Source organism: uncultured Megasphaera sp., from assembly GCF_900539295.1.
In the GTDB taxonomy this organism is placed as follows: domain Bacteria; phylum Bacillota; class Negativicutes; order Veillonellales; family Megasphaeraceae; genus Megasphaera.
Genome location: NZ_UQBH01000018.1, coordinates 1 through 13,343 on the forward strand (window position 1 = coordinate 1; position 13,343 = coordinate 13,343).

Genomic DNA, 13,343 nt, shown 5'->3' on the forward strand with positions numbered 1-13,343 from the left:
TTGTCCGGCGTTTCATTCCCAAAGGAAGCGATTTAGCTAAGGTGTCGTCTAAAACCATTGCGATGATTGAACACTGGATCAACGAACTGCCTCGAAAAATCTTTGCGTACGAGGATGCTGAATCTAAATTTCAGATTGAATTATCTCGAGTGTCCTAATTGGTATTGCAATTAACCCGTAAAGTTTTTTGTTCTAACCGCTGTGTCTCCCCCATTTATAAATCGGGTGCTGTCCCAAAATTACAAAGAATCCCTTATCCCCTCCGACCGCCGAAAGCCTCCTGCCCGTTCTTTTATTCACAAAGATAGGCATAGAGCTTGTCTTCTACGGGCTTATCGAGGAGGAACCGGAAATTGACGATGGGAAGAAGATTGCCGTGATCGTCGGCAATGGTCTTCTCTTCCGGCTCGCCCAGGACCTTTAAATCGCCCATGTAGTAGAAGTTCGATCCTTCAGCATCGCTTTTTTTCACGAACAACAGCTTCCGCGTCCCATCGGACTGAATGGCGGGAATCTGAGACGATGTCAAGCGAACACGGGATCGAGTCATCCAACTGAACTCTTGCGGCGATACGAATTGGTCTTCATACTTCGTATTGGCCGAAATATCTTCACACTTCTCATACGTGACAAAGATGGGACAGGTATTCCCGACGATTTGGTAGCCGTTCAGCGTCCCTTCGCGGTTGGCGGCATAATTTAGGATGCGGGACACATCTTTTCGGGAATAGCGGCCATAACGGGCAAAGCCGCCGACGATTTCGGGATGGTCCTGCACATAGAGGCCTTCAAAGCGATACGTTCCGTAATCGAGAATGTCACCGACATAGGCTTGAAATTCAGGATTCTCTTTCAAGGATTCAAAATAAGGCGTCGTCCGATAACAATGGTTTTCAAAAGAAACAAGAGGCAGACTGCCGTATTTCTTCTGCGCCGTTTTGATAAAAAACTGCAGGCTTAACACACGAGCGGCATGGTCCATGGTCTCCGTCGACGGCAGCATGTCGTACCGATTTTCCATCTCTTCAGCAAGCTCCGCTGTCGACCACGACGATTGATCCATCAAATGGCGGAGGACCAAGATTTCTTCCATCCGCTTCCCATTGGCAAGTTCCAGGCTCATCATCTTCAGCACGGCCCGATGGGCGTCATTCAGCGTCGACGGCCGGGGATCCATGTACTGGGAAAATTCATAGAACGACTCTTTCTTGGCAATAAATAAGGACGGATCTTTGTCGCCGATGCGGACGAAATCCATCATCATCGGCACTCTGCCCAACCGATACGCCATGTCGCGGTAAGATGCCTTCAACTCCCTCAAATCGGCGAGAGCACTCTTGGCGTCGATGGCCGCATAAATCCGTTCTTTCGCAATATCGTCGAAATAAACAGACGTCGCTCCCGGCAAAAAATTGGCCTGCATCAATTGGCGGACAAAATCTTTATCGTAGGTCCGATCGCCAAAGAGGGCGATGGGCAGCAAAAAGTTATTTTCATAATTGCCGATGAAGTCGAGGACTTCCAAATACCGCTTATAGGGGTACTTTCGCAGCCCGCGGCCCAACTGCTGGACGAAGACGATGGCCGACGTCGTCGGACGGAGCATGATGACCTGGTTGACCTGCGGAATATCGACGCCTTCATTAAAGATATCACAGGTGAAGATATAGTCAAGATAGTCGTCATCCTCAGCAGCGTTCGCTTCTAAACGGGCGATGGCTGCCTGTCTTTCTCCTTCGCTCGACGCCCCAGTCAAGGCCGCCGCCCTTCTTCCGTGACGGCAAAAGGCTGCCGCCAACGACCGGGCTTCATCGACACTGCGGCAAAAGACAAGACCTTTGACGCGGTCCGTATCGCTGCCGTACAAATCGGCATAATAGAGGATATGGCGCACCCGTTCTTCACAGGTCAGGGCATTAAAATCACTGTGGTCATCGAGTATTTGTCCATTGACCGTAATTTCGCTGACGCCGTGATAGTGGAAGGGTACCAGCATATTTTCGGCCAAGGCGTCGTGGAGGCGGATTTCATAGGCAATATTGTGGTTGAACAAGGCATAGATATCGAAATCATCAGACCGCTCCGGCGTCGCCGTCATGCCTAAGAGAAACCGGGGCTTAAAATAGTCGAGTACCTTCTGATACGTCGCCGCGCCGCCGTGGTGCACTTCGTCCATGACGATGTAGTCAAAGGCATCGGGTGCAAAAGAATGAAGGATTTCATCGCGGGCTAAGGTTTGGATCGTCGCAAACAGATAGGGCTTGTCGCCCTCTTTGACATGGCCGGTCAACAGCCCCGTATCGGCCGGGTTGACGCCGACCTTGACGTAGCTGTCGCGGGCACTCTTGACGATGAGTTCCCGATGGACGACGAAGAGAAACCGCCGTGGCTGCAGTTTCATGACATCGAAAGCCGACAGATAGGTCTTGCCGGTCCCGGTCGCTGAAATCAAAAGGCCCCGGTCCTCTCCTGCCTCGCGCAGTTGTTGAATGCCCGAAAGGGCCGCCTTTTGCATGGCATTAGGCTGAATCTTATGGAAGGGCAGAAAGACCTTCTCCCGCTTCGGATTATGGCAGCTGTAGATAGCTTTATAGGCCCGAATCCAGTCGTCATCGACGACTTCTGCCGTATCCCACAGAGCTTGGAATTCCTCTTGGGTCTGACGAATGAGAGCCCCATTTTCAGCCGACGTAAAGAAGACGTTCCACTCCTGATTGCTCGTCAAGGCGTTGGCCGTCATATTGCTGCTGCCGATGACCATAGTATAATTTTCCGGCCCGGCCTGGGCGCGGTGAAAGAGGTAGCCCTTGGCATGAAAGGCCCTCTCTTCCGTCACCATGCGCAGTTCGACGTTAGGGAACTTCAGCAGTTCCTGCAAGGCGTCGGGCTCAGTAAAATTCAAATACTGCGAAGCCAGAATTTTTCCCTTGGCCCGGTCATTCTCGATGAGGGCGTCCTTCAGGCAGGCAATGCCGCTCTTGGTCAGGAAGGCGACGGAAAACAGAAACTGGTCGCAGACGTAGAGCTGGGACAAAATGGTATCCAGGACTTTTCGCTTTTTTTCTTTATTATTGGTCAGTATTTTCGGTACGTAGCGCTGGTCGGCTTCGATGGTATAGTCGATAAAGCCTTCGCGCAGGCACTGTTCAAGGGCCCCATATTCCACCATGACCGCCTCTACTTTCCGGCCAGTTTCTGCATAATCGGCACATCAGCCGGCGCCCAATCCAGGGTCGGCAGTTCCTGAGGGGCCAGCCATTTGGCATCGACATGTTCTTTCCGGATGAAATCGGGCTTGTCCAATACGCAGTAAAAGGCGTGGAGACTGATGGAAAAATCAGGATAGTCGTGGTGGACAGTCATGTACAGGTCTTCTTCCTTGACCGAGACATGAACATCCATTTCTTCCCGCAGTTCCCGTTCAATGGCTGCATGCTTGGCTTCACCGGCCTCAATCTTTCCGCCCGGGAATTCATACTTAAAACTGACGTAGTCGAACTTCCCCTGTCCCCGTTCCATACAGAGGATTTTTCCCTTATATTCCAAAATAGCTGCCACTACTTCCAAATGCTTCATCACACGGCCTTCTTTCCTCGTTTTTCCCTATTTTACCATGGTAAAGTTCTTTTGCCTACTGAAAGCCGCCCTTTCCGGGAAAAATCCCCGTTCAGAGCGAAAAATCAGGCAAAGGCCTTTTCAATGGCCTCGCGCAGGGTGGCGACGCCGACGAAGCGGCAGTCCGGGAATTTATCGGTTTCGACGTCTTCGAGGTTTCCCTTGGGCATGATAAAGGTACGGAACCCCATTTTCGCCGCCTCTTTGACGCGGCGCAGGGCTTGGGGAACGCGGCGGATGTCGCCGGTCAGACCGACTTCCCCCATGACGACGGTCCGGCTGTCCATGGAGATGTCGCGCAGGCTGGAATAGACGGCCAGGAGGACCGGGAGGTCGGCTGCCGTCTCGGTCAGGCGCAGGCCGCCGACGACGTTGATATAGACGTCCTGGCTGCCAAGGGCGGCGCCGAGGCGCTTTTCAAGGACGGCCAAGAGGATGATGAGGCGGTTGTAGTCCATGCCCGATGCCGTTCGACGGGGAACGGCAAAGACGGAATGAGCCGTCAGGGCTTGGATTTCCCCCAGCATAGGCCGCATGCCGTCGAGGACGGCGGCGACGGCAGAACCGGCTTGGTCCGCCGCCCGTTCCGCCAAGAGGAGCTGAGACGGATTTTCCAGTTCTGACAAGCCTCCGCCGGTCATGGTGAACAGGCCCGACTCGTTGGTAGAGCCGAAGCGGTTCTTAATGCCCCGGAGGATGCGGAACTGGTAGTTGCGTTCCCCTTCAAAATAGAGGACGACGTCTACCATGTGTTCCATCATGCGCGGCCCGGCAATGGCCCCGTCTTTAGTGACGTGGCCGATGACGATGACCGGAATGGCTTCACTTTTGGCAAAGGTCATGAGGCGGCTCGTCCCTTCTCGGATTTGGGACAAGCTCCCCGGCGTCCCTTCGACGGCCTGGCTGTACATGGTCTGAATGGAGTCGACGATGACCAAGGCCGGCCGCCGCTTGTGGGCTTCGCTCAAAATGTTGTCCAAGGACGTATCGGCCTGAATGACCAGGTTCGGCGCGGCAATGCCTAAGCGCTGAGCCCGCAGTTTGATCTGACCGGCCGATTCTTCACCGGACCCGTAGAGGACGGTGCCGTTCTTGGCGCAGACGGCCGCTGCCAGCTGCAGGACCAGCGTCGACTTGCCGATGCCCGGATCACCGCTCAAGAGGATGAGGGCTCCCGGCACGATGCCGCCGCCGAGGACGCGGTCCAGTTCGCCGATGCCTGTTTCGACGCGGGTCATGTCTTCTAAGGCGATGTCTGACAAGGACGTAGCCCGCGACGCCGGACCGCTGCGGGCCATGCTCTGAGCCGCCTTAGGTACGTCGGGCGTCACCTGTTCTTCTTCCATCGTATTCCACTCGCCGCACTGGGGACAGCGGCCGAGCCAGCGGCTGGAGACGCTGCCGCAGCTGGTACAAACGTAACGAATTTTTGCTTTTGCCATATTACTCCTTCGCGCTGACCTGCAGCGCTGTTTATAAAAAAAGGCTTCGCATGGCAAGCATCAGCCTTCATGCGAAGCCCTATCATCATTCCGTCGTAAAGACGAGTTTCTTCTTATCTACACTGTCGACGTGAATCGTATTGCCGTCTTTGACGTCGCCGCTTAAGAGCATTTCCGAAATCGGGTCTTCGACCAGTTTCTGGATAGCTCGTTTCAGCGGGCGGGCACCGTAGGCAAAATCCGTACCGTCTTGAACGAGAACGTCGTCGGCTGCCGTCGTCCAGTTGAGGCCAACGCCTTTTTCACCGAGGCGTGTGGTCAGCTCTTTGAGCATGATATCGACGATCTGGCGAAGATCGGACTGAGCCAGGGGCTTGAAGACGATCATTTCATCGATACGGTTCAAGAATTCCGGCCGGAAGAAGCGTTTCACATCCTCAAGAATTGCCTTGCGGGCCTCGTTAAAGGCCTTTTCTTCACTGCCGCCTTCGCTTCCCGTAGCAAAGCCCATGACCGGTCCGGACGGACGGAGATGAGAAGCCCCGAGGTTGCTGGTCATGATGATGACCGTATTGCGGAAGTCGACGGTCCGGCCCTTCGAGTCGGTCAGACGGCCTTCATCGAGGACCTGCAGCAAGAGGTTGAAGAAGTCGCTGCTGGCCTTTTCGACTTCGTCGAAGAGGATGACACTGTAAGGTTTTTCCCGGACCGCATCGGTCAGTTCGCCCCCTTCTTCATAGCCGACGTAGCCCGGAGGGGCGCCGACCAGGCGGGAGACGCTGTATTTTTCCATGAATTCACTCATGTCGATGCGGATCATATTGTCGGCACTGTCAAAGAGCTGGGCCGCTAAGGTGCGGGCCAATTCCGTCTTGCCGACGCCGGACGGGCCGAGGAACAAGAAGGACCCGATGGGACGGTTGGCATCTTTCAGGCCGGCCCGGGCACGGCGGACGGCTTTAGCCACGGCCGTAACGGCATCGTCCTGACTGATGACCCGTTTATGCAGTTCTTCTTCCAAGTGGAGCAGGCGCTGCGATTCCGTTTCCGTAATCTGCTGGACGGGAACGCCGGTCCACATAGAAACGACGTCGGCAATATCGTTTTCGGTGACGACCAGTTTTTCATCGTCGTGCTGCTTCTTTTCCTTCTGGAGGGCAGAAATTTCCGAAGCGATCTTTTTGCCGGCATCGCGCAGGGATGCGCATTTTTCAAAGTCTTCCCCGTCGAGGGCCGCTTCTTTTTCTTTCTTGATGTCCGCCAATTTCTGTTCGAGAACCTGCAGTTCCTGAGACGGCGCAAAGACTTTCATGCGGACCCGGGCCGTCGCTTCGTCCATGACGTCGATGGCCTTATCGGGCAGGTAGCGGTCAGAAATATAGCGGGCCGACAATTTGACAGCCGCCTTTACGGCATCGTCGGTGATGCGGGCCTTGTGGAAGGCTTCATAGCGGTCGCGGAGGCCGAACAAAATGGATACCGCATCTTCTTCATTCGGTTCACCGACCTGGACGGGCTGGAAACGCCGGGCCAGGGCCGCATCCTTTTCAAAGTGCTTCTTATATTCGTCGGCTGTCGTCGCCCCGATGCACTGCAGGTCGCCGCGGGCCAGGGCCGGTTTCAGGATGTTGGCTGCATCCATGGCGCCTTCTACGGCACCGGCACCGATGAGCTGATGGATTTCATCGATAAAGAGGATGATCGAATCATCATGGGAAATGGTGTCGAGGATGCGTTTGATCCGTTCTTCAAATTCACCGCGGTACTTGGTACCGGCGACGATGCTGGCCAAGTCCAGGGAAAAGACACGCTTATTCTGCAGGCTGTCAGGAACGTTGCCGTTCAGGATGCGCTGGGCCAGTCCTTCGGCGATGGCCGTCTTGCCGACGCCGGGAGCGCCGATGAGGACCGGATTGTTTTTAGTCCGGCGGCTCAAGATCTGAATGACGCGGCTGATTTCTTGTTCCCGGCCGATGACCGGGTCGACTTTATCCTTTTTAGCCCATTCATTGAGGTCGCGGCCGAACTGGGACAAATCGCTGCCCTTCTTATCGCCGGAAGCCTCACTGCTGCCGCTGTCGCCGTCGTTCATCAGCTCGCTCAGACGCTGGGATACGAGGTCAGGATCGATATCCATATCTTCCAAGATTTGGACCGCCATGCCCGTCCCTTCTGCCAGGATGCCGAACAAGAGATGTTCTGTACCGACGTAATTCTGTTCCAGACGGTTCGCCTCGCGAACGGCCATTTCCATGACCCGTTTCGTCCGCGGCGTCAGGCGCAGTTTGCCCGTCGTATCAGTCCCCCAGCCGACTTGCTGTTCAATAGCGCGGGTAACATTTTCCGACGTCAGGCCCAGCTGGGAGAGAATAAGGCCTGCAATGCCGTCTTTATTTAAAACGAGACCGAGCAGAATATGCTCCGTTCCGACGTAATCATGATGGAATTTTTGTGCCGTATCCTGTGCGTATTGAAGCACGGCTTTGGCATCATTGGTAAATCGATTGTTCGCCATGGGAAATCACTTCCTTTTGTACTCACCGAGCACCTGCTGAACCGCTTTGGCACGCTGGTGCTCCAAGTCCTCGCCGCTTAATTCCGAGCCGGCCTGAAGTTGAAGGTAGGCAGGATCAGAAGCGGCCATAATGGCTTCATAAGCCAGGGGATGCACGGGGATGACCCCCATGTCGATGCCGAAGCGAAGGTCGCTGGCAAAGTTCAGTGTTTCCCGGTCATCGAGGAGCCAGGCCTGACTGAGGGTGCCGCAAGTGCGCAGCCATTTATCTTTTAAGGTATTCTTATTGTGGTCCCAAACCATGCTGCGGCAGTTCTGTTCTTCCTGCACGATTTGAGTTACGATCTTTCGCAGCTGTTCCATCGTATCGGCTTCGGTCACACCCAGGGTAATCTGGTTGGTGATCTGGAAAATATTGCCGATGGAATCGCCGCCTTCTCCATAGATACCGGAGACGGAAAATCCAAATTTAGTCGTTCCTTGGACGATGCGGTTGAACCGCTTCATCAGCACCAAGGCCGGGACGTGAAGGGTCACGCCGACGGTCATGGCCGTGCCGGTCAGAGACGGGCTTGCCGTCAGGTAGCCGAAGTCGTCGCGGAAGGCAAAGTCCAAGTGACTTTCCAAGGCATCGTCGATCTGGGCGGCCTGATCCCAAACGCGCCGCAGGTCGAAGCCCGGGGCGGCCACTTGGATGCAGAAATGGTCGTCGCCATTGATCAGGATTGACACGGCACCATCGTCGCGAAGGAGGATGCCCCGATGTTCCGGCCGTTCAATGTGGCCGGCCGACGACAAGTGCTTGACGGCCAGTACTTCCCTTTCAAGGGATGACAAATCTTCAAAAGAGATGAAGCGATAGGCGCCGTGCCCCAAGGTGTTCAGCGTGCCCAGCTGACCCTTCGCTTCTTCGAGGACGGCCGACAATTCCGTATCCGACGCCTTATCGGGAAAGACGTATTTCTTCAAATTCCGATTCAGTCGGACACGGCTGTCGATGACGATGTCCTTAAACTCGCCGGTCCCGTCCTGCCAGGGGCAGAGCGGAGCCATGAGCATATCGAAAGCCATGGCTTATTCCCCCTTTCCTTGATCGGGCAGCTGGCGCTGGAGAGCCCGAATTTCATCGCGGACTTTAGCCGCTTCTTCGTAGCGCTCTTCCTGAACCAGCTTTTGCAGGTGCTGGCGTAGGCGCTTGACCTGGGTTGCCGTCCGGAATACACCGGTACCGCGGTTAGGCACCTTGCCGACGTGTTTGCTGTGGCCGTGAATCCGCCGCAGGAGCGGCGGGATTTCTTCTTTAAAGGCTTCATAGCAATCGGGGCAGCCGAATTTCCCCACGTGGTTGAATTCCCCATAAGTCATGCCGCAGCTGGCACAACGCGGTTCATCGCCGCTGGCCCCCTGATAATCTGGATAGGCCATTTTACGGAAAAAATCATTATCGATAATATTCAGATCTTGCGGATTGGAAAAGTTTGTCTGTCTCTTCGCACAGGTCGCACACAGGTGGACGTCTGTGCGCCGGCCATTTTCAATTTTGACGATATGGACAACAGCTTCCCGTTTTTTACAGGCATCACAGAGCATGGCCCTCACGTCCTTTCTATCTTCAATGAAGGTTCAAATTTTTCAAAATATCACTGATGACCAATAGGCGCGACCCTTCGTCGTCAATACGGCGATAGAGGGATTCAAAGGTCAAGTGGAGGATGACCGCCTCGTTGTTAGTGAGGCTGCGCCGCTTCAATAATTCATATAATAAGGCATCCAGGTCTTCCATGGAAATGCTGACCGCCGGCAGGCGTTCGTGGAGCAGGACCGGCGTCCGATCTTCCTTCTTCGGCGTCAGTTTAATGATGCGGACGAAGCCGCCGGAACCGCGCCGCGATTCGACCAGATAGCCTCGGTCATTAGAAAAGCGCGTACTCAGCACATAGCTGATCTGCGACGGTGCACACTGCAGCTCATCGGCCAGCTCATTACGGCGCAGGACGATATCGGAATTGTCTTCTTCCAATAATTTATGTAATATAAATTGTTCGATTTTATCAGCTAATACACTCATCGTAAATCACCTCTTAAAAAAAATCGACTCAAAATTTTTCTTTTTGACTTTCGTATAGGTATATTATATTCGTCTTTTTGACTTTACGCAAGGGGTAGGGAATGTAAAAAGTTCTCAAATTGATAAAACAGCCCTTTTATTGCTCGCAAATTCCATCGGTATGGTGTATGATGAATGGACTACATAAGCGAGGTGTTACCATTGAAAAACTGGGGACCCGGTTCCGTTTATTATTACTTCTTAAAAGAAAAGAAAATTCTCTTTATCGTCACTGTCAGCGGCATTCTCTACAACGTCGGCATGATTGCCGGCCCTTGGTTTGACGGCCAGCTGGCACAGTACCTCTACGATATGTTCGGCGGCACGAAAACGGCTGCCGATATGTATGCCCTCTGTCTGATGTACGCCCTGGTCATCGTCGCCGTCCAGGCTATGCGCTACGTAAAGCGGCTGTACGTCCGAAAGTTCGCCAACAACGTCAGCCTGACCATGAAAGACCGGCTCTATCAGCAGCTCGTCCAGACGCCGAAAGACGTGATGGAGCGGGAACACACGGGAACCTTGATGACCAAAGTCATTTCCGACATCGACACCTGTGTCGAAGGGATGCGAAAGTTCACGACAGAAATCTTCGATACAGGCGTCGTCATGGTGACCTACCTGGTCATGCTCTTGGTCTACGACTGGAAACTGACCCTCTGTATCTTGGTCTTCCCGCCCTTGGCCTACGTCCTGGCCAACCGACTGCGGCGCCTCGTCGCTGAGACGGCTGCCCGCAGCAAAGAGAGCAGCGGCGCCTTGTCGGGCATCACCTTGGACCGCATCAGCAACGCCTTGACCTACCGCGTCTACGGCGAAGAAGACGTGCAAAATGCCCAGTACGAACGTTACCTGAAAGACTACGAACAGAAGATGATTTTGGCCAATCTGTGGGAAAACACGATGCAGCCTATCTATAAAATCATCGCCATGATCGGCACGATTCTCGTCGTCTGGCTCGGCGGCCGCAACGTCCTCGGAGAGGGTTGGCAGATCTGGGACATCGCCGCCTTTTCGACGTACCTCTCCTGTTTCGTCAAGATGTCCATCAAGACCTCCCATGCAGCCCGCCTGTTCAATGCCGTCCAAAAGGCACAGGTGTCGTGGAACCGCATCCAGCCCCGGCTGCAGGCCTCCCATCCGCTGCCGGAACCGGTACCGACCTATCCGCCGGCAGCGCTTACGGTCTCCGACCTGTCCTTTTCTTATCATGAAAATGAACGGCCTGTCTATGAGGGATTATCCTTTTCTGCCAAGCCCGGCGACATCATCGGCATTACCGGTCCCGTCGCCTGCGGCAAGTCGACCCTGGGCCTTACCTTTCTCGGCGAAAAGCCTCACGGCGGCGAAATCCGCTTCGGCTCCGTTCAATTGGGAAACGGCCATACCGGGCCGGAAGGCATCGTCGGCTACTGCGGCCACGACAGCGAGTTATTTTCAGCGACCATCGAAGAGAATATCCGCTTCGGCCTTGCCGGAGATGTCACAAAGGTTCTCACCGAAGTCTGTATGGATGAAGACTGTGCGTCCTTCCCCTTAGGCATAGAGACGCCTATTGGCGAAGGGGGCCAGCGCCTTTCCGGCGGTCAGCAGGCCCGCATCGCCCTGGCCCGCACCCTCTTTCATCGGCGGCCCCTCCTCGTCTTCGACGATCCCTTTGCTGCCGTCGACATGACGACGGAACGAAAGATATTCCACCATCTCCGAAAATCCTACAGCGACTGTATCATCCTCCTCATTTCACACCGCCTGGCCTTATTTTCCTACCTCGATCAAGTCATTTGGCTCAGCAGCGACGGCCGGCCGCTGGTCTCTACTCACCGTGAACTGTACGAAACTCACGGAGCCTACCGCAAACTCTACGATATGCAGCAGAAAGGGCAGGGAGGTGACCGCCATGTATAAGATTTTCTTACAGACCGTAAAGGCCAATCTGCCTCTCATCATCGGTCTGGTCCTGGCCATTGCCGCCTCCATCGCGGTCAGCGTCGCACCGCCTCTTATCCTACAGTATATCGTCGACAGCCTGGCCGGCGGCAATTTTGCGGCCATGTCCTTACTGACGGCAGGCGTCGTCTATTTTGTCGTAAACGCCGGCAGCGGCCTCGTCGACGCCTTAAAAGAAACGTTGATTACCATCTTCGGCCAAAAGATCACCCACGGCCTGCGCTCAGCCATGTGCCGCCGCCTCAGCGCCCTGCCGGCACCTTATTTCGTCAGCCACGAATCAGGGGCCGTCACATCCCTCTTTGTCAACGACGTCGACACCTTGGAAGACCTCTTCGACTCCGGCGTCGTCAGCATGATTGCCGACGTCCTTACGATCTCCAGCATCCTCGTCGTCGTCTTCCACTTGAGCGGCGGCCTGGGCATCTTGTTGTGCATCGCCCTGCCCCTCTTATTTCTCCTGACCCGATACTTTCAAAAACGCATGCTTCAGGCACAACGGGATAACCGTGCAGCCATCGGCAGGACCAACGAACTCATTCCGGAAACGGTCCACAACATCCGCACCATCCATACCTGTCAGCAGGAACGCCACCTGCGCCGCCGGTACGGCAAGACCATCGGCGACAGTTTCGCCGCTATGGAGAGAAGCAATTTCTGTGACGCCATCTATTCGCCCATCATCATCACCTTGTCGACGCTCATCATCTGCATCATGATGGCCCTCTCGGTCAGCAGTTCCTTCCTGCAGGACCTCTTCGGCATGACCGTCGGCACCGTCGTCGCCCTCATCGCCTACGTGCGCCTCATCTTCTCGCCGATTGAAAGCATCGGCATGGAAATCCAAAACATCCAGTCGGCCATAGCCGGCATCAGCCGCTTGAAAGAATTTTTTGCCGAACCCGTCCAAGAAAGGGGAACGGCAGACGACCTGACAACCACTGCCCCACCCTTGGTCATCGACGATGCCGCCTTCGGCTATGGCAAGGATGAAACGGTGTTCCGCCACCTGTCCCTGGCCGTCAAAAAAGGGGAAACAGTCACCATCACGGGCCGCACCGGTTCCGGTAAGAGCACCCTGTTTAAACTGATCCTCGGCCTGTACGCCCCCCAAGAAGGGTCGATCCGCGTCTTTGGCTGCGAGCCGTCTCGCCTGGCACCGTCCCTTCGGCGCCAAGTCTTCGGCTACGTAGAACAGCAGTTCCACGACGTGGCCGGAACCATTTCCGACCAAGTAAGCCTCAAGGATCCCCGCATAGACGAGACAGCCATTGAAAAGTCCCTGCGCCTCGTCGGCCTGTGGGACCTCTGCACCTCCCTGCCCGAAGGACTTCACACGCCGTTCCGGCAGGAATACTTCTCCCGCGGCCAGCTGCAGCTCCTGTCCATCGCCCGGGCCGTCGTCATGAACCCGCAAATCCTCTTACTCGATGAAATCACGGCCAACCTCGACGCCCTGACTGAACGCCAGGTCTTAGAAGCCCTGCAGGCGGCCTCCCAAAACCGGACGGTCCTCTCCATTTCCCATCGCCTCTACGAAGCCCAGGGCGGCCGCCTCGTCGTCATGGGCACAGCTCAAAGGGGCCGTCGGTCGTAAGGCCCTGCTGCCAACAATTCCACAGAATCACCTGAAAAAGCGCTCCTCCGGACTTTGGCCCGGGGTAGCGCTTTTTGGCTTATCTCCCTTTTATCCGTACCTCCATAAATCACATCAATC

At 55.0% G+C, this 13,343-nt stretch carries 9 protein-coding genes and 1 pseudogene; 3 read left to right on the forward strand and 7 right to left on the reverse strand.

Annotated elements, in window-relative coordinates; genetic code table 11:
- Positions 1–158: pseudogene (locus QZQ46_RS07035) on the forward strand (IS30 family transposase); the annotation flags it as partial.
- A 134-nt stretch (positions 159–292) separates the two neighbouring features.
- Here QZQ46_RS07035 and QZQ46_RS07040 read toward each other — a convergent pair.
- From QZQ46_RS07040 to QZQ46_RS07070, 7 genes are all read right to left on the reverse strand, one after another.
- Positions 293–3,169 carry a DUF3427 domain-containing protein gene (locus QZQ46_RS07040; protein WP_296828309.1) on the reverse strand — a complete coding sequence of 959 codons (2,877 nt, stop codon included), beginning with the start codon at positions 3,167–3,169 and terminating at the stop codon, positions 293–295.
- Between the two features lie 8 nt (positions 3,170–3,177).
- Complete coding sequence (locus QZQ46_RS07045; RefSeq protein ID WP_296828311.1) at positions 3,178–3,576, reverse strand: (deoxy)nucleoside triphosphate pyrophosphohydrolase; 399 nt, start codon at positions 3,574–3,576, stop codon at positions 3,178–3,180.
- Between the two features lie 104 nt (positions 3,577–3,680).
- A complete protein-coding gene (gene radA, locus QZQ46_RS07050; protein WP_296828313.1) occupies positions 3,681–5,057 on the reverse strand; it encodes a DNA repair protein RadA in 1,377 nt (458 codons plus the stop codon).
- Between the two features lie 85 nt (positions 5,058–5,142).
- Positions 5,143–7,572, reverse strand: a complete 2,430-nt coding sequence (locus QZQ46_RS07055; protein ID WP_296828315.1) for an ATP-dependent Clp protease ATP-binding subunit — start codon at positions 7,570–7,572, stop codon at positions 5,143–5,145.
- Positions 7,573–7,578: 6 nt separating this feature from the next.
- Complete coding sequence (locus tag QZQ46_RS07060; protein WP_296828319.1) at positions 7,579–8,643, reverse strand: ATP--guanido phosphotransferase; 1,065 nt, start codon at positions 8,641–8,643, stop codon at positions 7,579–7,581.
- A 3-nt stretch (positions 8,644–8,646) separates the two neighbouring features.
- Complete coding sequence (locus tag QZQ46_RS07065; RefSeq protein ID WP_296828321.1) at positions 8,647–9,162, reverse strand: UvrB/UvrC motif-containing protein; 516 nt, start codon at positions 9,160–9,162, stop codon at positions 8,647–8,649.
- A 22-nt stretch (positions 9,163–9,184) separates the two neighbouring features.
- Positions 9,185–9,640, reverse strand: a complete 456-nt coding sequence (locus QZQ46_RS07070) for a CtsR family transcriptional regulator (protein WP_296828323.1) — start codon at positions 9,638–9,640, stop codon at positions 9,185–9,187.
- 201 nt (positions 9,641–9,841) lie between these two features.
- Between QZQ46_RS07070 and QZQ46_RS07075 the strand changes: the two genes are divergently transcribed.
- Complete coding sequence (locus QZQ46_RS07075; protein ID WP_296828326.1) at positions 9,842–11,584, forward strand: ABC transporter ATP-binding protein; 1,743 nt, start codon at positions 9,842–9,844, stop codon at positions 11,582–11,584.
- Entirely contained in the window at positions 11,577–13,223 is a 1,647-nt protein-coding gene (locus tag QZQ46_RS07080) for an ABC transporter ATP-binding protein (protein ID WP_296828331.1), read from the forward strand. The genes QZQ46_RS07075 and QZQ46_RS07080 overlap by 8 nt, the downstream gene beginning before the upstream one ends.
- Positions 13,224–13,343 lie beyond the last annotated feature (120 nt).